This window comes from Kitasatospora sp. NPDC001664 (assembly GCF_053596675.1).
Genome location: NZ_JBSFGS010000001.1, coordinates 299,961 through 322,556, shown reverse-complemented (window position 1 = coordinate 322,556; position 22,596 = coordinate 299,961). Strand labels below are relative to the sequence as shown.

Below are 22,596 nucleotides of genomic sequence, written 5' to 3'. Positions count from 1 at the left end.
CGACGACCCTTTCTGACGGTCGCTCCGGTGCCGTTCCTTCGTGGGCCCACCTCCTTCTGGGCGGAGCACGCGGAAGGCGGACTGTGTTCTCGCAACGCGCGAATGGAATACGGGGTGCTTCGCGTACGGTCGCCACGGCGGTCGTGCTCGCGATGGCATCCACACTGGTCTCGACAGCGGTGGGGACGGCCTCTGCGGCCGTGCCGAGGGGGGTGAGGACGGAGGCCCCACCACCCGGGTCCGAGGCTGATCTGGACGCCCGGATCAAGGTGATGGACGCGGCGGCGGACGACCGCCGGGCCCGCGCCATCCTGGCCCGCGCCATGCACGCGGGCGGCCCGGCGATGAAGTCCGGCGCCGGCACCATGCTGGCCGCCCAGGACCTCGGCCCCTGGCCGGGCTGGTCGCTCTACTACGGCTCGGTCACCTCCGACAACGTCGCCAACTCCAAGGGCGAGCGCTCCAGCGGCCGCACCCTCGGCGAGGGCATCGGACCGGTCAAGCAGACCGGCCAGTCGGCGATGGCCTACGGGCAGCTGCACGTCGGCGTGCTGACCACGGACGGCAAGCTGTACGACAAGGTCCGCACCGCCAACGGCGACTGGCTGACCCCGATCCTGGTCAGCGACGACCCGCGGAACACGGCGTTCAGCCAGGCCGCGCTGCCCAACGGCGAGCTGCACTTCACCGTCCTGTCCTCGGACGGCACCGTGCGCGACCACGTCTACAGCCCCGGGGAGTACCCGGGCTGGTACATGGGCTACCAGGGCACCGACCGCACCGTGCGGTTCGACTCGCTGCCCGGCAAGGTCAAGGGCCTGGCCACGGCCGGTCTGCCCAACAACGACCTGCACCTCGAACTGCTCACCACCGACGGCAAGGTGTGGACCAACGTCCGCAAGGCCGGCGGCGCCTGGAGCGGCGTGACCGCCGCCGACGGCGCGACCACGACCGCCGCCGTCTCGGCCGTGGCCACCGCCAACGGCGAGGTCCGGCTCGGCCTGCTCGGCACCGACAAGAAGGTGCGCGAGAAGGTCCGGAAGGCGGACGGCACCTGGGCCGCCGTCACCACCGTGGACGCCACCGGCACCGCGGCCGCGATCGCCGCCACCGCCGTGCCGAACGCGCTGCCGCACCTGGCGGTGGTCACCACCACCGGCACCGTCAACGACTTCGCCCTGCAGGCCGCCGGCACCTGGACCAAGACCGCGCTCACCGCCCCGAAGGCGAGCTCGCTCTCGCTGGGCGCGCTGGCCACCGGTGAGCTCCAGCTGGACGTCACCGGCACCGACGGCCTGGCCTGGCACACCGGCCGGGCCGCCAACGGCACCTGGTCGGCCCCGGTCATGGTCGACGGCACGCTCGGCCGGATCGCCGACGTGGCCGTCACCGGCGCTGCCAACAACGACCTCCACGTGCTCACCCTGGGCACCGACGGCCAGGTCTGGCTGCGCACCCACCGCGCCGACAGCACCTGGTGGAGCACGCTCGTCACGGCCGCCACGGTGGCCGACGGCTCCAAGCAGGCGAAGGCCGTCACCGCCGCCACCACCCCCAACGGCGACCTGCACCTGGTGACGCTCGGCACGGACAACGTCGTCCGCGCCTTCGTCCGCGGGGCGAACGGCAGTTGGTCCGCCGCGACGGTGGCCGACGGCAGCGGGCAGACCCGCGCGGTGGCCGCCACCGCCGCCGCCAACGGCGAGGTCCACGTGGCCGTGCTCCGGGCCGACGGCACGGTGCAGGACCTGGTCCGCGCCACCACCGGCGGCTGGACCTCCGCTCCGGTGGCCACCCCGCACGCCAAGGGCGTCGCGGCGGCGGCCACGCCGAACGGCGAACTGACCGTCGGTGTGCTCTCCGACGACAACAAGGTCTGGGCCACCACCCGCGGCACCAACGGGAGTTGGAGCGCCCCGGCGGTGGTGCGGACGGACCCGTCCCGGCAGATCGCCGCCGCCGGCGGTGCTGACAACCGGGTGCACCTGGTCGCCCTGGACGCCGACGGCGCCGCCATGGACAGCGTCCGGGCGGCCGACGGCAAGTGGACCAACGACGCTGCCTCGTACGGCATGATCGACCGGAACACCACCAGCATCCAGGTGGCGGCGCTTCCCAACGGTGACCTGCACGTCAACCAGTTCACCGCCAACCGCTCGGTCGGCGCCGGCACCCAGGACGAGGCCCGGGCCAAGGCCGACGACGACGCCCGCGGCTCGCGCGACCTGGGCCTGGAACAGTTCGTCTCCCCGTACGCGACCGCCTCGGGGACGAAGCTGCCGCAGTACGACACCGACGTCACCAACTTCATGTCCTCCAGCGGCGTCAACGCGCGCAACGCGCTCGCGCTGCAGTACCTGCCCGCCCCGGCCAAGTCCACCGACCAGGCCGCGCTGGCCAAGGTGGACCAGATCGTCCAGGAGCTGATCGCCGAGAACGGCGGCCAGGACACCTTCGGCATCTTCACCATGCTCGGTGCCAACGCCAAGGAGGGATCGGCCGACGACGTCCGCCGGTTCATCCAGTACCACGGCATGCCGATGGCCGGGCCGGTCAAGGGCACGCCCGAGTTCCGGATCGAGGTCGAGGCGCTGAAGGCCCGCTGGGCCTCGGGTGACATCTCCAACCCGGTGGACTGGAAGAAGGTCCTGGTCGAGGTCGAGGAGGTCGCCTGGGCCGAGTGGAAGGCCGAGCTGGCCGGACAGGTCCAGCCGCGCTCGGACGTGCTCAAGGCCGAGGTCGACGCCCTGACGGCCCTTCAGACCGGCTCCGAGGCGATGCACCAGGCGCTCGGCTACGGCTGGTCGGCCGGCGAGGTCCTCAAGTGGCAGGCCAACCCGACCAAGCGGCTGGCGAACGCGCCGCCGCGCACGGACGCCCAGGCCACCGCCGACCTCGCCACCATCAAGACGCTGGTCGCCGTGCAGGCCGCCGTGGCCCGCAAGGCCGCCAACGACGCCAAGCTGGCCGCCGACAAGATCCCGGCCGCGCTGGCCGCCGGTGACAGGATCGCCGACGACAACGGGCTGCCGCGCGGTCGCGGGATGGCCTACGCCATCCAGTCCGCGCAGGTCACCAAGGCCTCCGCGGCCGCCGCACTGGCCACCGCCAACGCGCTGGACGTCGCCGTCCAGGCCGTGAACGGGACCGCCGCCACCAGCGCCACCCTGCTCGCCAACGCCCAGGCCCAGGCCGCGGCCGCCCGTGCGCAGTTCCAGCGCCAGTCGGCCGAGGACAGCGCCGCCCGTGCCGCCGCCCTGGCCGACACCGCCAAGGCCAAGGCCGACGCGGCCGCCGCCGCGGCGGCGAACGTGGCCACCGCCAAGGCCCAGGCCCAGCAGGCCCAGGCCGACGCCACCTCCGCGCTGGAGCGGGCCAAGACCGCCGCCGCCAACGCGGAGACGGAGCGTCAGAACGCCGCCAAGGCCAAGGCCGAGGCGGAGAAGCAGCGCGGCAACGCCAGGACCGCGCTCAACGACACGCTCGACAGGTTCAAGGCCGCCGACGACAAGCGCAAGCAGGCGCACGGCTCCAACGCCGACTCGGTGAAGCGGGCCCAGGCGGCCAAGGAGGCGGAGGCCCAGGCCGCCGTCGCCCGCCGCGCCGCCGCCGACGCGCAGCGCCGCAAGGACGTGGCCGCCGCCAACGCGCAGGCGCTGGCCGCCGCCGCGGTCGCCGCCGAGGGCACCTCCTCGGCCGCCGAGGCCAAGGCCGCCGCCCAAGCCGCCGCCAACGCCGCGCAGCAGGCCGGAGCCGAGGCCGACCAGGCCAACGCCAAGGCCACGGACACCACTTCGGCCTCCACCGCCGCCCGCGAGGCGGCCACCACGGCCGCCGCAGCAGCGGCCCGGGCCACCACCTGGGCGGCCGACGCCCAGGCCAACGCCCTGCTGGCGTACTCCACCGCGATGACCGCCGAGGCCGCCGCGGCCTATGCGATCGACAACGCGGAGGCCGCCGCCAAGAAGGCCACCGAGGCCGCCAGCACGTCCGAGCAGGCCGCGCAGGAGTCCCTCAAGGCCAACACCGCGGCGGTGGCCGCGACGAAGGACGTGGACTCGGCCGTCACGGCGGCCGGAGACGCGGCCGGTCAGGCGTACGCGGCCGGCCAGGCCGCCGCGCTGGCCCGGGCCGCCGCGGCCACCGTGACCGCGCCGGCCAACACCGCCATCGAGCTGGGCACCCCGTTCGCCACGACCGACTCCTCGGCCGGGCTCGCGGTGCTCGCCTCGCAGGGCGCCAAGACCCTGGCCCAGCAGCAGACCGCCGTCTCGGACGCCAACGCCGCGTACTCCGCGAAGCTGGCCGCCGACGCCAAGGCCGCTGCCGAGCGGGCCACCGGGGACAGCAAGTTGGCGGCCGAGGCGGCTGCCAGGGCGGCGGACTCCGCCGCCAAGGCAGCGAAGTACGCCGACGCGGCGCAGAAGTCGGCGGCCACCGCGGCCACCGACTCCGCGGCGGCCAAGGCGGCGGCGGCCAAGACCGCCGAGCTCGACGCCGCGGCCCGGGCGCAGGCCCAGGCGGCGGCGAAGTCGGCCCAGGACGCGCTGACCGACTCGCAGGCGGCCGACGCGGCCGCCAGTACGGCGGAGAAGGACGCGGCCGTGGCGGCGCAGGCCGCCAAGGACGCGGACGCCACCGCGAAGAACGCCCGCACCTCGGCCGACAAGGCCAAGCAGGCCGCCGATGAGGCGGAGAGGTCGGCCGGTACCGCGAAGGCCGACGCGGCCAAGGCCGAGGAGGCCGCCAAGGCCGCCGAGGAGCAGCTGCGCCGGGACGAGGCGGCGCTGGCCGCGCAGATCAAGGCCGCCCAGGAGGCCGCGAAGCAGCGGCACGACCTGGACGCCCGGCAGAAGGTGATGGACACCCAGGCCAGGGTCCGGATCGGCCGCGCCAACCTGGCCTACCTGTTCCAGGTCGGCGGCGTCGCCTCCAAGACGCTGGCGGCCTCGCGGCTCGCCGGGCCGGGTTCGGCGCAACCGGAGCTCTTCTTCGACCAGGACGTCTGGAACGCCTGGCAGAAGGACGTGGACTCGGCGAGCGACCTGATGAACGGGATGAACACCCGTCAGGACGAGCGCGAGGACACCGTCTGGAAGTACTTCACCTCGGACTTCGCCGACAGCGAGCCCGAGTACGACACCGCGGTGACCAAGGCGCTCGGCCCGGGCCAGGTCTACTCCCGGATCGGCGGCGGCCTCAGCTGGGGCTGGCCGGTCAACGTCCCACAGGCCACGCCCGAGGCGAAGGCCCGGGTCGGCGAGATCATCCGGCAGAAGCAGGCCGAGGGCGGCGACCCGTACGGCCTGTGGGGTCTGATGCTGTACTCCCCGCAGATGCAGGGGTCGGCGGACGACGTCCGGCGCTTCATCGAGTACAAGGGCTTCCCCACCGTCTCCCCGGTCAAGGGCACGCCGGAGTTCCGGCGCGAGGTGGAGAGCCTGAAGACCCGCTGGTCCAGCGGTGACCCGAGCAACCCCCAGGACCCGTACGTGGTGCTGGTGGAGGTCGAGGAGACCGCCTCGGCGGAGTGGGAGGCCGAGTACGCCGCCCAGTCCCAGCAGCGCACCACGATCGCGACCGCGGAGATCAAGGCGCTGACCGCGCTGCAGTCCAGCGCGGTGGCGATGCACGACGCGCTCGGGAACGCGTGGGTCGCCAAGAACCTGATGGAGGCTCAGGCCGACCCGCACAGCACGTGGAACACCACGATCAAGCACTGGCCCGAGTGGTTCAACGGCGACAACTTCTCCTCCGACGGCAAGCCGATCTCGGTGGACGCGGACCTGGCGAAGCTGAAGCAGCGGGTGGACGGCCTCTCGGCCACCGCCGACCAGAACGCGGTCGACGCCAAGTCCGCTGACACGACCGCGAGTTCGGCCTCGGCGGCGGCACAGCAGATCGCCACCGCGAACGGCACGCCGATCGACCGCGGCCTGTCGTACGCCAAGCAGTCGGCGCAGGTCACCAAGTCCGCCGCGGCGGCCTCCAAGGCCACCGCGCTGGCGCTGAAGACCGCGGTGGCGGCGACCAACGCGACGCTGAACGACAGCGCCGCCCTGCTGGCCAACGCCAGTGCCCAGGCGCACGCCGCCCGGGCCGCCTTCCTGCGCGAGACCGCGCAGGACAGCGCCCAGAAGGCGGAGGCCGACGCGGTCGCCGCCGAGGGCAAGGCGCGCGCCGCGGCCGACGCGGCGGCGATCGTGGCGCAGGACAAGGCCAGGATCGTCCCGCTGGAGGCCAGTTCCAAGGCCGAGGCCGCCAAGGCCAAGGACGCGGCGGCCACCGCCGAGCGGGAGCGGCAGAACGCCGCCGCCGCCCGGCAGACGGCGGACGCGGAGCGGGCCAAGGCCGCGACCGCCACGGCGGACGCGCAGCGTCAGGCCGAGGCGGCGGCGGCCGAGGAGTCCCGGGCCAAGGGCGACGCCGACACGGCGGCCGGCTTCGAGGCCAAGGCCAAGCAGGCCGAGACCGACGCGGCCGCGGCCAAGAACCGCGCCGCGACCGCACGCAAGGAGGCGGACTCCGCCCGGGCGAAGGCCGCTGCCGCCGACGCCGACTACGCGGCGAAGCTCGGCACCGATGCCGCGGCCGGCGCCGAGACGGCCGCCAAGGACGCCCGCCGGGCGGCCAACGCGGCCACCGATGCGGCGATCAAGGCCGATGAGGACGCCGACGCCGCCGAGGACGCGGCGGTCAACGCCCGCGCCGCGGCGACCGTCAGCACGGCGGCGGCCGCCAAGTCGGACGCGGCGGCCAAGACCGCCCGTTCGGCGGCGGCCAAGACCCAGGCCAACTCCGCGCAGGGCCACTACCTGGCCGCCGAAGCGATCCAGCAGGCCGGCATCGCGAAGGAGAACTCCGACGCGGCCACCGCGCTGGCAAAGTCCTCCGCGCAGCACGCGGCCGACGCCAAGTCGGCCGCCCAGGGCGCGAAGAAGGAGGCCGACGCGGCCGCCTCGGACAGCGCCACCGCCTCCGGCCAGGCGCACGCCGCCTCGCAACAGGCGGAGATCGCCCGGGACACGGCGGCGGCGGTCAACGCCCCGGCGGACCAGGCGATCCAGCTGGGCATCGCGTTCGCGGCGACCAACGCCACCGCCGGTCTGTCGGTCGTGGTCGCGGACACCGCGAAGACCCTGGCGGAGCAGTCCGTCGCGGTCGCCGAGCTGCGCGCGGCCGAGGCCGAGGCGTACGCGAAGGCGGCGCAGGACGCGGCCGACCGCGCGGCCGGGGACGCCAAGTTGGCGGCCCAGGCGGCGGCGGACGCGGCCAAGTCTGCGGCCAAGGCCTCCAAGGCGGCCGCCGCGGCGCTCAAGTCGGCCAACCAGGCGGCGGCCGACTCCAAGGAGGTCCAGGCCGTCTCCCAGCGGCTGGACGACCTCAACGCCCAGGCCCAGTCGGACTCCTGGAAGGCGGACGAGTCGGCCCGCCAGGCGAACCAGGAGGCCGCGGCCGCCCGTGCCTCGGCGGACGCGAGCGAGCTCGACGCGAGCACGGCCCGCGACGCGGCCGACCGGGCCAAGGTGTCGGCCAACAACGCGGACTACTTCGCCGACGAGGCCGAGACCTCGGCCGCGAACGCCAAGGAGTCGGCGGCCAACGCGAAGGCCGACGCCGAGCAGGCGCAGGACATCGCCGAGGCCGCGGCGGAGCTGGACCGCAACCCGCCGGCCAACTCGGGGACGGGCACCGGCGTCGACCCGGAGCTCCCGCCGGGCGTGGTCATCGAGACGGTCGACGTGGCCGGTACCGGCTACGCCACCGACCAGTGCAAGTTCAACCCGCACAACCCGCTGTACTGCAAGCTGCCCGCCCAGGTGAAGCTGACCGGCAAGGCGATGGCCTTCCTGGTCACCTGTGACATCCCGGACGGGTCGGCGGCCGCCTGCATCGCGACCGGCAAGTACGAGAAGGAGTTCATCGACTCCTACCCGGTGGCGTACGAGGGCCCGTACGTCTTCGACGTCGACATGGTGGCGATGGACTGGGCGTTCACCAAGGCGCTGGCCTACAGCCTGGTGAGCGACTTCGTCGGCTGCGCGAAGAACCTCTCGTTCCACAACTCGGACTGCTACTGGGCGGCCGCCAGCCTGGTGCTGCCCACCGCGGTCAAGCTGGTCGCCCGCGGGGCCTACGCCGTGCACGCGGCCGTGGTGATCGGCGACATGGTCGGCGTCGAGGCCGGTCTGAACGTGCTGACCCAGCTGGCCCGCGAAGCCAAGATGAGCGCCTTCATGGCGACCCGTCTGAAGACGGCGGCGGTGGCCGCCTGGCTGCGGAAGTTCCCCTCGGGTCTGATCCCGTGCAACCCCACGCACAGCTTCCCGGCCGGCACCGGTGTCCGGATGGCCGACGGCAGCGTGCGTCCGATCGAGACGATCCGGGTCGGAGACCGGGTCGACAGCGCGGTCGGGGGTGGTGGGGTCCAGGCCAACACGGTCACGGACACCTTCGTCACCACCACCGACACCGAGTTCACCGAGCTGACGGTCAGCACCCCGGGTGGGGACCGGCGGATCACCAGCACCCAGAACCACCCGTACTACGACCAGAGCCGGCAGGCGTTCGTCAACGCCTCCCGACTGGCCGTCGGGGACCAGCTGCAGACGGACGGCCAGGAGCGGGTCACCGTCCGGGCGGTGCGCAACTACGTCTCGGCGATGGTCACCTACGACCTCACCGTGGACGTGGCCCACACCTACTTCGTGCTCGCGGGCACGGTGGGGGTGCTGGTCCACAACACCATCTGCCCGATCGGGTTCAAGGTCGCCATCAACGGTGGTGACCTCTCCACCCTGGCGTTCAAGCACCGGACGAAGTACATCGGGCTGGAGCTGCGCAACGTCGCGGTGGCCCGGGTCGAGGGCCGGGCCGAGCCCGTGTACGGGATCAGCCACGGAGACGACCTGCACTCCGAGGACATGATCATCAATCAGCTGAAGCCCGGTGAGAAGATCACCGAGATCTACTCCGAGCGCCAGCCGTGCCCCCGCTGCGCGGGGAACCTCGGCGAGCACATCGCCGACGACGTCAAGGTGACCTGGTCAGTACCCTGGAGCGACCCCGCCACCGAGCTGGGCAAGCTGATCAACCAACAGTCGAACGACGAGCTCAAGCGCATGCTGCTCAAGGCCATGGGCTTCTAGGAAGGGTGCAGTGTTCCAACACGACGTCTTCGTGGAGAAGGTGAAGGTGGCCCTGGTCCGCGCCGGGCTCCCGATCGCCTCCACCTGGAACCCCGAGCTGAGCTCCGGCGTCCAGCTGGAGGTCGCGGACGGGGAGCAGCTGCCGCCGTCCGCCTACCTGAAGTGGCGGGTGCACCCGAGCGTGCAGACGCACTTCCTGTCGGTGCCCCACGCCGAGCTGCTGGCGGACCCGGAGGTCAAGGCGATGACGACCGCTCAGGCCGCCATGCACGCCGCGATCACGGCCGTCCTGGAGCAGGCGGGCTTCTCGGTGCGGGAGGCGGCCGGCCAGCGGGTCGGCGAACTGCTGATCGCCCCTCAGGAGTAGCCCCGGGAGGGTGAGTCAAGCGGTGGCCCCGCCGGATCTTCCGGCGGGGCCACCGTCGTCCGCGGGCCCCGTCAGGCCGGGAAGATCCAGCGGCGCAGGGCCTTGGTGACCAGCGGGATGGCCACGTAGACCATCAGGTAGCAGATCACCGGGGCCAGCAGCACGGTGCGCAGCAGGACCGGCAGGGCGGTGAGGTGGGGGACGAGGAAGAGGTTGACCACCGAGGTGATCGGGGCGATGGCCAGGGTGGAGACGATCCACATCTTCCAGCGGCCCGGCTTGGGGCCGGCCGGGGCGGGGGCCGCGGTGGCGGCGAACCAGCCGTCCACCCCGCGCAGCTCCTGCCGGCCGACCATCCGGTGGTAGCCGTCCTCGCGGCCCTTGGCCAGCAGCGCGACCCGGATCGGGGACTCCTGCCAGCTGCGGAAGGCGGCGGCGTCCCGGAAGTGCAGCAGCAGCCGCCAGGGCCCGTCCTGCTCGGTGGGCGGCAGCAGGCCGGTGCCGATGCTGCCCGGGTGGGTGCCGGCCGCCTTCAGGATGCCGCGGGCCCAGACCTTGAAGTCCTCCTCGTGCCCGGGGTCGACCTGCTCGGTGATGTACAGCGTGATCCGGTCGGAGTTCTCCTGCTGCGCCGTGGTGCTCACTGCTCCGGTCCTCCCCCGGCCGTCCGGCCGCCTGGTTCCCGTTCCGGCCGTCGGGTCGGCCGCGAATCTTCCCAGCATGGACGCCCGGTACCTCCGCCGCGGCCCGTCCGTCGAGGATCCGTCAGGTCGTGGCCGGATTCCGCTCCCCCGCCCGGTGGGCGGCCTCGCGGGCCGCCGCCTCGACCCGGTCGTGGTGGGCCCGCCACCAGTCCTCGTCGCCGGGGGCCATCACGTCCCCGTCCGGCCGCAGGCCCACCGAGCCGTCGATCAGCTCGCGGATGATGTCGGCCTGGCCGACGTGCCGGTGCAGCTCGGCCGTCATGTGCACCAGGGCCCGGCGCAGCGTCAGCTCGCTCCGCCGGCCCCAGGGCACCCGGCCGACGGCCTCCAGGCCGAGCAGCCGGATCGTCCCGTCGGCGTGCGCCCGGACCGCGGCGTACGCGTCCAGGATCTCGACGCGGCTCTCGTCGGCCCGGGCCCAGAGGTCGGCGTTGGGCTCGGCCGCGTCGGCGACCCAGAGGCCGGGGGCCTCGACGGGGCGGCCGAAGGTCTCGCCGAAGTAGGCGGCCTCGGCCGCGCAGACGTGCTTGACCAGGCCGAGCAGGTTGGTGCCGGTGCGGGTGACCGGGCGGCGCAGGTCGTACTCGGAGAGGCCGTCGACCTTCCAGAGCAGGGCCTCGCGGGCGTCCTGGAGATAGAGGTGGAGGTCGGCCTTGGTGGTCTTCGAGGCTTCCGTTTCGCTCATGCGGGCCAGTCTGCCGACGGTGCGGCTCCCGGGCTCCTGGTTTTCCTGCTGGCCTGATCCGGGCGGGTGGTGGCGCGTTCGTTCCGTTCCGGCCGGAAGTGCCCAGGTGGAAGTGACGATGAGCGGAACAGCGGGTCGAATCCACGGCGCGAACAGGAGTTCCGTAGCAGACTGGGCAGGAGCTCCACGCCCGGGCGGCGTGGGCGCCGCGCCGTCGGCCCGCCGCCCGTGGCCCGGCCGGACCGGCCGGAGCCCGCCCGGGCACCCACCCGGTGCGGCACGACCCAAGGAGACGTGATCCCGGTGACCCCGCTTCGCCCCGGCCTGACCGCCGTCCAGTCGGCGCCCGACCGGCAGGCCGTCGAAAACCCGGAGCCGCTCAGCGAGTCCGCCGCGCTGAGCCATCTGAGCGGCATATGTTTCAAGATCGGCCCTCCCGGACTGGTCGGGGTGGAGGCCGAGTGGTTCGTCCACGACACCCTCGCCCCCGCCGCACCGGTGGCCCCCTCCAGACTCGCGGAGGCGCTGGGCGCCCTGCCGGTCCACCAGGGGCCGGACGGTCCGCAGCTCCCCTCCGGCAGCGTCCTCACCCGTGAGCCGGGCGGGCAGGTCGAGCTCAGCTCCCCGCCCGCCGCCACCCCCGAGGGCTGCGCCGACCTCCTGCTGGCCGACCAGGCCGCCCTCCGCACCACCCTCGCCGCCCACCGACTGCGGCTGACCGGCAGCGGCACCGATCCGCTGGAGCGCGAGCGCCGGATGGGGCTGGACCACCCCCGCTACCTGGCCATGGAGTGCCACTTCGAGCGGGCCAACCCCTGGGGCCGGGTGATGATGACCGGCACCGCCTCCGCCCAGGTCTGCGTGGACGCCGGCACCGAGGACGGACCCCTCTCCCACGGCAGCCGCTGGCGGCTGCTCCACCTGCTGGGCCCCGTCCTGGTCGCCGCCTTCGCCAACTCCCCGCTGCTGGACGGCCGCCCGACCGGCCACCGGTCGACCCGTCAGCTGGTCTGGTCCCGGATGGACCCGACCCGCACCCTGGCCCCCGCCCTGGACGGCGACCCGCGCGAGCGCTGGGCCGAGTACGTGCTGGACGCCGAGGTGCTCTGCGTGCGCCGCCCGGACGGCCTGCCGTGGACCGCCCCGCCCGGCCTCACCTTCCGCGGCTGGCTCCGCGGCGAGGGCGAACGCCCGCCCACCCTGGCCGACTTGGAGTACCACCGCACCACGCTCTTCCCGCCGGTCCGCCCGCGCGGCCACCTGGAGCTGCGGATGATCGACGCCCAGCCCGGCGAGGGCTGGCAGGCACCGCTCGCCCTGGTCTCCGCCCTGCTGGACGACCCGGCCGCCTCCGACGCCTGCCTCGGGGCGCTGGAGCCGCTGGCCACCCCGTCCTACCGCGACCGGCACCCCCCGCGCACCGAACTCTGGCACCGCGCGGCCACGTTGGCCGTGGCCGATCCGCAGCTGCGCCGGGCCGCACTGGCCTGCTTCGCGCTGGCCGACCAGGCACTGGCCCGGCGCGGCGCCCCGGCGGCCCGGCTGCGCACCGCGCTGTCCGACTTCGCCGAGCGCTACCCCGCCCGCGGCCGGTGCCCCGCCGACGACCAACTCGACGCCGTGCGCTCCGGCGCGCTCCCGCTCGCCCTGGAGGCAGCAGCATGCTGAACGAAGCCCTGGACCAGTCCCTGGAGCAGACCCGCGAGACCGGCGCCGAGGCGCTGCGGGAGCGGATCGCCACCGAGCTGCTCGCCGCCCGCGAGCGCACCGCCGGGCTGACCGCTCTGGGGGACCACGACCTGACGGCCCAGCACTCCCCGCTGATGTCGCCGCTGGTCTGGGACCTGGCGCACATCGGCAACCAGGAGGAGCTCTGGCTGCTGCGCAACGTCGGCGGCCGGGACCCGATGCACCCCGAGATCGACCCGCTCTACGACGCCTTCGAGCACCCGCGCGCCGAGCGCCCCAAGCTGCCGCTGCTGCCGCCCGCCGAGGCCCGCGCCTACGCCCACGAAGTCCGTGGCCGGGCGCTCGACCTGCTGGCCGCCACCCCGCTGGACGGGCCCTCGCCGCTGCTGCGGGACGGCTTCGCCTTCGGCATGATCGTCCAGCACGAGCAGCAGCACGACGAGACCATGCTGATCACCCATCAGCTCCGCCGGGGCCCGGTCGCGCTCACCGCCCCCGAGCCGCCGGACACCCGGACCGGCCCGCTGCCGGCCGAGGTCCTGATCCCGGCCGGTCCGTTCACCATGGGCACCGACACCGAGCCCTGGGCGCTGGACAACGAACGCCCGGCCCACCGGGTCGAGTTGGCCGCGTACCGGCTGGACACCACCCCGGTGACCAACGGCGCCTACCAGCGCTTCATCGCCGACGGCGGCTACGACGACCCGCGCTGGTGGACCGAGGCGGGCTGGGCGCACCGGCAGCAGGCCGGGCTGACCGCCCCGCTGTTCTGGCGCCGCGAGGGTGGCGAGTGGCTGCGCCGCCGCTTCGGCGCCACCGAGCCGGTGCCGGCCGACGAGCCGGTCCTGCACGTCAGTTGGTACGAGGCGGACGCCTACGCGCGCTGGGCCGGACGGCGGCTGCCGACCGAGGCCGAGTGGGAGAAGGCGGCCCGTTTCGACCCGGTCACCGGGCGCTCCCGCCGCTACCCCTGGGGCGACCAGGAGCCGACCGCCGAGCTGGCCAACCTGGGCCAGCGCCACCTGCGGCCCGCCCCGGCCGGCAGCTACCCGGCCGGCCAGTCCCCTTACGGGGTCCGGCAGTTGATGGGCGACGTGTGGGAGTGGACCGCCAGCGACTTCCGGCCGTACCCGGGCTTCCGGGCCTGGCCGTACGAGGAGTACTCGGAGGTCTTCTTCGGCCCGGAGCACAAGGTGCTGCGCGGCGGCTGCTTCGCGGCCGCGCCGGTGGCCAGCCGGGGCACCTTCCGGAACTGGGACTACCCGATCCGGCGGCAGATCTTCTCCGGCTTCCGCACCGCCCGGGACGCGGAGCAGGGCTGATGTGCCGCCAACTTGCCTACCTGGGGCCGCCGGTGGCGCTGCGGGAGCTGGTGGTGGACCCGCCGTCCGGGCTCTACCGCCAGTCCTGGGCGCCCCGGCTGCAGCAGCACGGGACGATGAACGTGGACGGCTTCGGCATCGGCTGGTACGCCGAGGGCGACCCGGTGCCGGCCCGCTACCGGCGGGCCGGGCCGGTCTGGGCCGACGAGGGCTTCGCCGACCTGGCCCGGGTGGTCCGGTCCGGAGCGGTGCTCGCCGCCGTCCGCTCGGCCACCCACGGCTGCGCGGCCGGGGAGCAGGCGGCGGCGCCGTTCGCCGCCGGGCCCTGGCTGTTCGCCCACAACGGGGTGCTGCCCGGCTGGCCGGAGCAGCTCGGCGGGCTGGCCGCGCAGCTGCCCCCGGCCGAGCTGCTCTCGCTCACCGCGCGCACCGACTCGGCCCTGGTCTGGGCCATGGTGCTGAACCGGCTACGGGCCGGCGCCGAGCTGGGCGAGGCGCTCGCGGACACCGTCCGCGAGGTGGCCAAGCACACCGACGCCCGGCTCAACCTGCTGCTCACCGACGGCAGTTCGCTCGCCGCCACCGCCTGGGGCGACGACCTGCACCACCGCTCGGGGCCCGGTTCGGTGCTGATCGCCTCCGAGCCCGGCGACGACGCTCCGGGGTGGCGGCGGGTGCCGGACCGCTCCCTGCTGCTGGCCACCGCCGAGGGCGTCACCGTCCTCCCCCTCGACCGCACCAACTGATGCAACCGCGAACCGACTTGCCTGATGTACGACCCGCTGCACGAAGGAGTACAGCCGTGAGGACCCACCAGCTGACCCGCCTGCTCGCCGCCGACCACTTCAGCCACGCGCTACGCCACGACGTGCGCCACGGTCTGACGGCCAGTCCGAAGACGCTGCCGCCGAAGTGGTTCTACGACGCGCGCGGCAGCGAGCTGTTCGAGGACATCACCCGGCTGCCCGAGTACTACCCGACCCGGGCCGAGCGGGAGATCCTGACCGACCGCTCCGCCGAGATCGCGCTCGCCACGGGCGCCCGCACCCTCGTCGAACTCGGCTCGGGCGCCTCGGAGAAGACCCGCCTGCTGCTGGACGCGCTGCGCGAGCTCGGCACCCTGCGCACCTACGTGCCGGTGGACGTCAGCGAGAGCGCGCTCACCGCGGCGGCCGAGTCGCTGACCGTGGACTACCCGGAGCTCACCACCCACGCGGTGGTCTCCGACTTCACCGAGCAGCTCGGCCTGCCGCCCGGCGGCGGCCCCCGGCTGGTGGTCTTCCTCGGTGGCACGCTGGGCAACTTCCTGCCGGCCGAGCGGGCGGTCTTCCTGAAGCGGCTCCGGGAGGCGATGGCGCCGGGCGACGCGCTGCTGCTCGGCACCGACCTGGTGAAGGACCGCGAGGTGCTGGTCCGCGCCTACGACGACGCGGCCGGGGTGACGGCGGCCTTCAACAAGAACGTGCTGCAGGTGGTCAACCGGGAGCTGGACGCCGACTTCGACCCGACCCTGTTCGAGCACGTGGCGCTCTGGGACGAGCGCGAGGAGTGGATCGAGATGCGGCTGCGCTCGCGGATCGCGCAGACCGTGACGATCGGCGGGCTCGGGCTGGCGGTGCGGTTCGAGCGCGGCGAGGAGCTGCGCACCGAGGTGTCGGCGAAGTTCCGCCGCGAGGGCATCGAGGCCGAGCTGGCGGCGGCCGGCCTGGAGCTCTCTCAGTGGTGGACCGACGAGGCCGGCCGGTTCGGGCTCTCGCTCTCCTTCCCGCGGGACTGAGCGGTCACGACCGGCTCCGCGCGCGCACTTTAGCGGGTCATCACACCAGCCGGGCGGGATTGCCGCACTCCGTCCGGCCGGTCCGGCACCTGGGCTTCCATGGCCGTGGGAGGTAGGTGTCCTTGATCTTCAGTCGGCTTCGTACCCGCAGGTCCGCCGTCGTCGCGACGGCTCCGGGCTGTCCGTACTCCGGTGCGGTGGCGGTGGGGTCCGCTCCGCCGCCACCGGCCGCCGAGGCCCCGGCGACGGATCCGCTCGCCGGGCAGGCGGTGGACTTCGTCCGGCAGTTCCACCGGGAGCGGCCCGGCGGCGGCGACCCGGCGCCGAGGGTCCGTCAGGTGCTCGCCGAGATCGAGCGGACCGGCACCTACGAGCACACGGCCGAGGAGCTGGCCTTCGGGGCCCGGCTGGCCTGGCGCAACGCGGCCCGCTGCATCGGGCGGCTCTACTGGCGCAGCCTGGTGGTCCGCGACCGGCGGGGGGTCGACTCCCCCGACGAGCTGGCCGCCGAGTGCTTCGACCACCTGCGGGCGGCCACCAACGGCGGGCGGATCCGTCCGGTGATCACCGTCTTCGCCCCGGACCGGCCGGGCCGCCCCGGGCCGCGGATCGTCAACCAGCAGCTGGTCCGCTACGCCGGCCACACCACCCCGGAGGGCGCCCTGGTCGGCGACCCGGCCGGGGCCGAACTGACCGCGCTGGCCCGGGAGTCGGGCTGGAAGGGCGGCGAGGAGCGGTTCGAGGTGCTGCCGCTGATGGTCCGCCGGCGCCCGGAGGAGGAGCCGCACTGGTACGAGGTGCCCGAGGACGCGGTGCTGGAGGTGGAGCTCAGCCACCCCGAGCACGCCTGGTTCGCCGAGCTGGGCCTGCGCTGGTACGCCGTCCCCGCGATCAGCGACATGACGCTGGAGATCGGCGGCATCCGCTACCCGGCGGCCCCGTTCAACGGCTGGTACATGGGCACCGAGATCGGCGCCCGCAACCTGGCCGACGCCGACCGCTACCACCAACTCCCCGAGGTGGCACGGCGTCTGGGCCTGGACACCTCCTCCGAGCGGACGCTCTGGCGGGACCGCGCGCTGGTCGAGCTGAACGTCGCGGTGCTGCACTCCTTCCAGGAGGCGGGCGTCACCATCGCCGACCACCACACCGAGTCGGAGCGCTTCCTCCGGCACATCGCCCAGGAGGAGCGGCTGGGCCGTCCGACCCCGGCGGACTGGAGCTGGATCGTCCCCCCGGTCTCCGGCGGGCTGACCCCGGTGTACCACCGCTACTACGACCCGGTGGACCCGGACCTGCGGCCGGCCTTCCTGCCCCGCGTTCCCGACGCCCCGTCATAAAACCCGTCGCGCTCGGCGTCCGGCCCGGGTCAGAGTGGGCGCAGTCCACATCAACGGGGGAGGTACCGACATGTCGACATTGCGCGTGACGGTCGAGCGGCTGACCGTCCTGACCCATCCGAACGCCGACGCGCTGGAGCTGGCCCAGGTCGGCCTCTACCGCGCCGTCGTCGCCAAGGGCGCGTACCGGACCGGCGACCTGGCCGTCTACATCCCCGAGCAGGCCGTGCTCCCCGCCGCCCTGATCGAGGAGCTCGGCCTGACCGGGCGCCTGGCCGGGGGCAACCACGACCGGGTCAAGGCGGTACGGCTGCGCGGCGAGCTCTCCCAGGGCATCGTCTGCCGCCCGGCCGCGGTCTCCGAGGACGAGCTGGTGCGGGCCGAGGCGGAGGGGGCGGACCTGTCCGAGCTCCTGGGCATCACCAAGTGGGTGCCGCCGATCCCGGTCGGCATGAGCGGCGAGGTGGAGTCCGCGCCGGAGCTGCTGCCCTGGGTGGACATCGAGAACCTCAAGCGCTTCCCCGACCTCTTCGAGCCGGGTGAGCCGGTGGTGGTCACCGAGAAGCTGCACGGCACCTGCTGCCTGCTCACCCTGCACGCCGACTCCGGCGCCGTCCAGGTCTCCTCCAAGGGCATCGGCGCCCAGGGGCTGGCCCTCAAGGAGGACGGGGCCAACCTCTACTGGCGCACCGTCAGGGCGCACGGCGTGCCGGAGGTGGCCGCCCGGCTGGCCGAGCGGCTCGGGGCCTCCCGGGTCGGCGTCTTCGGCGAGGTGTTCGGCACCGGCGTGCAGGACCTCGGGTACGGCGAGTCCGGCCGCACCGAGCTGCCCGGGTACGCGGTCTTCGCCGTCTCCGCGGTGATCGACGGTCAGCTGCGCTGGCTGGACCCGGCCGAACTCCTGGAGAAGGAGCTGCCGTTGGTGCCCGAGCTGTGGCGCGGCCCGTTCGACACCGGGACGGTGCTGGAGCTGGCGGATGGCCGGGAGACCGTCTCCGGCCGTGCGCTGCACATCCGCGAGGGCGTGGTGATCCGGCCGGTGGTCGAGCGCTACAGCCCGGTGACCGGCGGGCGGGCCGTCGCCAAGGTGGTCAGCGGCGCCTACCTCACCCGCAAGGGCGGCACCGAGTACGAGTGACCGGCGCCGCGTCCGCGAACGGCCCCGCCCGCCCGAAAAGCACTTGCTCCGATGATCATTACTCGTCAGACTGCCGCGCGTGACAGAGCGCAGCGTGACGGTGTTGGTGACGTACCAGGGCGAGGTCCTCGGGCAGGCGGGGCCGTTCCCGGTGACGCACCCCCGCTGGCAGCAGACCGGCGAGGTGGCCGAGGCCGCCGAGCGGCTGCTCGGCGTGCCGGTGCTGGTGCTGCGCCTGCTCGCGCACGGCGGCACCGGCGGGGTCGGGGGTGACGTCGCCTACCACGTCGAGGCGCTGGCGCGGCCGACGGCCGGGCTGGAGCCGACCGCGCTGGAGGTCGGCGACGATCCGCTGCGCGCCCTCTGGGCCACCCCGGACGGGCTGCGGGCCGCGCTGGCCTGGGCGGCCGAGCGGGCCGGGGCGAGCGGGCCGGCCCTCCAGGTGAAGAGCTGGAACCTCTCCGGGCTGTACCGGCTGCCGGTCGGCGAGGGCTCGGCCTGGCTGAAGACCACTCCCCCGTTCGCGGTGGACGAGGCCCTGGTGATCCGTCACCTCGCCTCGGTGACACCGGAGTCGGTGCCCGTGGTGCTGGCCGCCGAGCCGGGGCGGCTGCTGCTCGCGGACGCCCCCGGGGTGGACTGCTGGGGCCTGCCGGAGGACGGCATGCTGGCGGCGGTGCCCCGGCTGGTCGCGGCCCAGGCCGCCCTCGCCGGCAAGGTCGACGATCTGCCGGACCGCACCCCGCGCGCCCTGGTGGCCGCCTTCGCCGCGCTACTGCCCCGGCTCACCGGCCTGACGCCCGAGGAGCGCGCCGCCGCCGAGCAGCTGCTGTCCGAACTCCCCTCCATTGTCGACGAGTTGTCCGCCTGCGGGCTGCCCGAGACGCTGGTGCACGGTGATTTCCACCCGGGCAACTGGCGGTTCGACGGAGAGCGCACCACCCTCATCGACTTCTCCGACAGCTACCTCGGCCACCCTGCCGTGGACGGGCTGCGCCCGCGCGACTTCCTCTCCGAGGAGCGCTGGAAGACCGTCCGCCGCCTCTGGACCGAGGCCTGGACCACCCACGCCCCGGGCTCCGACCCGGCCCGCGCCCTGGAGCTGGCCGAACCGTTGGTCCACCTCGGCTACGCCGTCCGCTACCAGGAGTTCCTGGACGGCATCGAGGCCACCGAGCGGGTCTACCACGCCGGCGACCCGGAGTCCGAGGTCCGCGCGGCGCTGGCCCGCTGACTCAACTCCCCCGCACGGTACGGGCGTAGCGCAGCTCCAGGCCGTCCAGGAGGGCCTCCAGGCCGGTCTCGAAGGCGCCCTCGTCGATCCGGCGGCGGTGCTCGGCCAGCTTGTGCGCCTCGCCGAGGTGGGGGTACTCCTCGCCGTAGAGGGCGGCGTCCTCGGGGAAGCCGCCCGCGAAGGAGCCGAGCGCCGAGCCGGTGATGAAGTACCGCATCAGCGCGCCGATCCGGGTGGCCTGACCGCGCGGCCACCCGGCCTCGACCAGGCAGCCGAAGACGGCGTCGGCCAGCCGCAGCGCGTTCGGCCGCCGTCCGGGGCCCTGGGCCAGCACCGGCACCACGTTGGGGTGGGCGGCCAGTGCCGCCCGGTAGGAGCGGGCCCAGTCGCGCAGCGCCGTGCGCCAGTCGGCGGGGCCGCCGTCGCCGGACGGCCGGAACATCGACAGGTCGACTTCGCCCATCACGCCGTCCACCACCGCGTCCAGCAGTTCGTCCTTGGTGGCGAAGTGGTTGTAGAGCGACGGGCCGCTGACCGAGAGCTCGGTGGCCAGCCGCCGGGTGGAGAGCGCGGACAGCCCCTCGGCGTCGACCAGGGCGAGCGCGGCCGCGACGATCCGCTCGCGGCTGAGCAGGGGGGTGCGCGGGCGGGCCATGGCTGCTTCCTCCGGTCGGGTGGCGGTGGCTCCAGTCTTCCAGGCGGGGTCTTCCCACCCTTGCGGGGCCGGGCTACAGTCGATTAAAACTTGCACCGCTAGTTTTGACCACCGCCCCGACCTCCCGTAGCCGACCGACGCCGAGGACCGCCATGAACCTGGAGCTCTCCGAGGAGCAGGCCGCCGTCCGCGAGCTCGCCGCCGAGTTCACCGACCGCGAGATCGTCCCGCACGCCGCCGACTGGGACCGCGCCGAGTCGGTCGACCGGGCGGTCATCGGCAAGCTGGGCAAGGTCGGATTCCTCGGCCTGACCATCCCCGAGGAGTACGGCGGCAGCGGCGGAGACCACCTGGCGTACTGCCTGGTGCTGGAGGAGCTCGGCCGGGGCGACTCCTCGGTGCGCGGGATCGTCTCGGTCTCGCTCGGCCTGGTCGCCAAGTCGGTCAGCGGCTTCGGCACCGAGGAGCAGAAGCGCCACTGGCTGCCCCGGCTCTGCTCCGGCGAGGCGCTGGCCTGCTTCGCCCTCACCGAGCCCGGCACCGGGTCCGACGCCGCCAACCTGAGCACCAAGGCGGTCCGGGACGGCGACCACTGGCTGATCAGCGGGGCCAAGACCTTCATCACCAACGGGACCTGGGCCGACGTCGCCCTGGTCTTCGCCCGCACCGGCGAGGCCGGCCACCGGGGCATCACCGCCTTCCTGGTGCCCACCGACACCCCGGGCTTCGAACGCCGGGAGATCCACGGCAAATTGGGCCTGCGCGGCCAGGCCACCGCCGAGCTGACCTTCGACGCCGTCCGGGTACCGGACTCGGCCCGGCTCGGCCCCGAGGGCAAGGGCTTCACCGTCGCGATGGCCGCCCTGGCCAAGGGCCGGATGTCGGTGGCGGCCGGCTGCGTCGGGATCGCCCGGGCCTGCCTGGACGCCGCCGTCCGCTACGCCACCGAGCGCGAGCAGTTCGGAAAGCCCATCGCCTCCTACCAGTTGGTGCAGGAGATGCTGGCCGACATCTCGGTGGAACTGGAGGCGGCCCGGCTGCTCACCTGGCGGGTGGCCGACCTGATCGACCGGGGTCTGCCGTTCGCCACCGAGTCCTCCACCGCCAAGCTCTTCGCCAGTGAAGCCGCCGTCAAGGCCGCCAACAACGCCCTCCAGGTGTTCGGCGGCTACGGCTTCATCGACGAGTACCCGGTCGGCAAGTACCTGCGCGACGCCCGGGTGATGACCCTCTACGAGGGCACCAGCCAGATCCAGAAGTTGCTCATCGGGCGCGCCCTCACCGGGGTCAACGCCTTCTGAAATCCCCTGCCCCCTGAGTAGTTGAGGAGCCCCACCGTGCGTCCCGTCTACTTCGCCGCCGCCCGCCGCACCCCGATCGGGCGGCTGCGCGGCGCGCTCTCCACCGTCCGGCCGGACGACCTCTCGGCCCTGGTGCTGCGCGGACTGCTCGACGAGGTACCGCAGTTGGACCCCGCCCGGATCGACGACGTCTACTGGGGCGCCGCCAACCAGGCCGGCGAGGACAACCGCAACAACGCCCGGATGGCCGTCCTGCTGGCCGGCCTGCCCGACACCGTCCCGGGCGCCACCGTCAACCGGCTCTGCGCCTCCGGCATGGAGGCCGTCACCTCCGCCGCCCGGGCCATCGGCTCCGGCGAGGCCGAGGTGGTGCTGGCCGGCGGCTGCGAGTCGATGAGCCGCGCCCCCTTCGTGCTGCCCCGCCCCGACGAGGCCCTCCCGCACAGGATGGAGACCTTCGACACCCGGCTCGGCTGGCGGCTCACCAACCCCCGGATGCGCGAGCTGCACGGCGTGCTGAGCATGGGCGAGACCGCCGAGGAGGTGGCGAGCCGGTTCGGCGTCACCCGCGAGGACCAGGACGCCTTCGCCCTGCGCAGCCACCAGCGGGCCGCCGCCGCCCGCAAGGACGGCCTCTTCGACGCCGAACTGCTGCCGGTGCTGCGCGCCGACGGCGTGACGGTCAGCCAGGACGAGTCGATCCGCGAGGACACCACCCTGGAGCGCCTCGCCGCCCTCAAGCCCGTCTTCCGGGCCGGCGGCACCGTCACCGCGGGCAACGCCTCGCCGATGAACGACGGCGCCTCCGGTCTGATCCTGGTCAGCGAGGAGGCCCTGAACGACCTCGGCCTGGAGCCGCTCGGCCGCTACGTGGCCGGCGCCTCCGCCGGGGTCCACCCCGACGTGATGGGCATCGGCCCCGTCCCCGCCACCCGCAAGGTACTGGCCCGCACCGGCTGGCGGCTGGAGGACCTCCAGGAGGCCGAGTTCAACGAGGCGTTCGCCGCACAGGCGCTCGCCAGCGTCCGGGAGCTGGGCATCGACCCGGAGCTGGTCAACCCGACCGGCGGGGCCATCGCGCTCGGCCACCCGCTCGGCAGCTCGGGCGCGCGCATCCTCACCACGCTGCTGCACCGGATGCGGCGCACCGGCGGCCGGCGAGGGCTGGCCACCATGTGCGTCGGGGTCGGGCAGGGCAGTGCCGTTCTGGTCGAGAAGGTCTGAGGGAGAGTCAG

14 protein-coding genes are annotated in these 22,596 nt (G+C 74.0%); 11 read left to right on the top strand and 3 right to left on the bottom strand.

All coding sequences use genetic code 11. The features are described 5' to 3' along the window. Positions 1-212 precede the first annotated feature (212 nt). Positions 213-9,149, top strand: coding sequence for a polymorphic toxin-type HINT domain-containing protein (locus ACWCYY_RS01560; protein ID WP_449794753.1), 8,937 nt, complete (start codon positions 213-215; stop codon positions 9,147-9,149). Positions 9,150-9,159: 10 nt separating this feature from the next. Continuing rightward, positions 9,160-9,516, top strand: coding sequence for a hypothetical protein (locus tag ACWCYY_RS01555; protein WP_380150500.1), 357 nt, complete (start codon positions 9,160-9,162; stop codon positions 9,514-9,516). 71 nt (positions 9,517-9,587) lie between these two features. On the opposite strand, the gene ACWCYY_RS01550 is transcribed toward ACWCYY_RS01555, so the two are convergent. Together ACWCYY_RS01550 and ACWCYY_RS01545 are read right to left on the bottom strand one after the other, a co-directional pair. Further along, entirely contained in the window at positions 9,588-10,160 is a 573-nt protein-coding gene (locus ACWCYY_RS01550) for an antibiotic biosynthesis monooxygenase (RefSeq protein WP_380150501.1), read from the bottom strand. 121 nt (positions 10,161-10,281) lie between these two features. Then, positions 10,282-10,905 carry a DinB family protein gene (locus tag ACWCYY_RS01545; protein ID WP_380150502.1) on the bottom strand — a complete coding sequence of 208 codons (624 nt, stop codon included), beginning with the start codon at positions 10,903-10,905 and terminating at the stop codon, positions 10,282-10,284. Positions 10,906-11,208: 303 nt separating this feature from the next. On the opposite strand from ACWCYY_RS01545, the gene egtA reads away from it, so the two are divergent. From egtA to ACWCYY_RS01510, 7 genes are all read left to right on the top strand, one after another. Next, entirely contained in the window at positions 11,209-12,573 is a 1,365-nt protein-coding gene (egtA, locus tag ACWCYY_RS01540; RefSeq protein ID WP_449794752.1) for an ergothioneine biosynthesis glutamate--cysteine ligase EgtA, read from the top strand. Then, positions 12,567-13,916 carry an ergothioneine biosynthesis protein EgtB gene (egtB, locus tag ACWCYY_RS01535; RefSeq protein WP_449794751.1) on the top strand — a complete coding sequence of 450 codons (1,350 nt, stop codon included), beginning with the start codon at positions 12,567-12,569 and terminating at the stop codon, positions 13,914-13,916. Before egtA ends, egtB begins: the two co-directional genes overlap by 7 nt. Beyond that, positions 13,916-14,662 (top strand): ergothioneine biosynthesis protein EgtC, encoded by a 747-nt coding sequence (gene egtC, locus ACWCYY_RS01530; protein ID WP_449794750.1) that lies wholly within the window; start codon positions 13,916-13,918, stop codon positions 14,660-14,662. The genes egtB and egtC overlap by 1 nt, the downstream gene beginning before the upstream one ends. Before the next feature lie 56 nt (positions 14,663-14,718). Next, a complete protein-coding gene (egtD, locus tag ACWCYY_RS01525) occupies positions 14,719-15,693 on the top strand; it encodes an L-histidine N(alpha)-methyltransferase (RefSeq protein ID WP_345283501.1) in 975 nt (324 codons plus the stop codon). A 203-nt stretch (positions 15,694-15,896) separates the two neighbouring features. After that, entirely contained in the window at positions 15,897-17,033 is a 1,137-nt protein-coding gene (locus ACWCYY_RS01520) for a nitric oxide synthase oxygenase (protein ID WP_449794842.1), read from the top strand. Positions 17,034-17,103: 70 nt separating this feature from the next. Next, entirely contained in the window at positions 17,104-18,171 is a 1,068-nt protein-coding gene (locus tag ACWCYY_RS01515) for an RNA ligase (ATP) (RefSeq protein ID WP_449794749.1), read from the top strand. A 79-nt stretch (positions 18,172-18,250) separates the two neighbouring features. Further along, positions 18,251-19,405, top strand: coding sequence for an aminoglycoside phosphotransferase family protein (locus ACWCYY_RS01510; RefSeq protein ID WP_449794748.1), 1,155 nt, complete (start codon positions 18,251-18,253; stop codon positions 19,403-19,405). Between the two features lies 1 nt (position 19,406). Here ACWCYY_RS01510 and ACWCYY_RS01505 read toward each other — a convergent pair whose 3' ends face one another. Continuing rightward, positions 19,407-20,060, bottom strand: a complete 654-nt coding sequence (locus tag ACWCYY_RS01505; protein WP_345283457.1) for a TetR/AcrR family transcriptional regulator — start codon at positions 20,058-20,060, stop codon at positions 19,407-19,409. 152 nt (positions 20,061-20,212) lie between these two features. Here ACWCYY_RS01505 and ACWCYY_RS01500 point away from each other — a divergent pair, with 152 nt between their 5' ends. Both ACWCYY_RS01500 and ACWCYY_RS01495 read left to right on the top strand, forming a co-directional pair. Next, the gene (locus tag ACWCYY_RS01500) at positions 20,213-21,361 is read left to right on the top strand and encodes an acyl-CoA dehydrogenase family protein (protein ID WP_449794747.1); all 1,149 of its coding nucleotides are present in this window, start codon (positions 20,213-20,215) and stop codon (positions 21,359-21,361) included. A 36-nt stretch (positions 21,362-21,397) separates the two neighbouring features. After that, positions 21,398-22,585 carry an acetyl-CoA C-acyltransferase gene (locus ACWCYY_RS01495; RefSeq protein WP_345283460.1) on the top strand — a complete coding sequence of 396 codons (1,188 nt, stop codon included), beginning with the start codon at positions 21,398-21,400 and terminating at the stop codon, positions 22,583-22,585. The last annotated feature ends 11 nt before the right edge of the window (positions 22,586-22,596 follow it).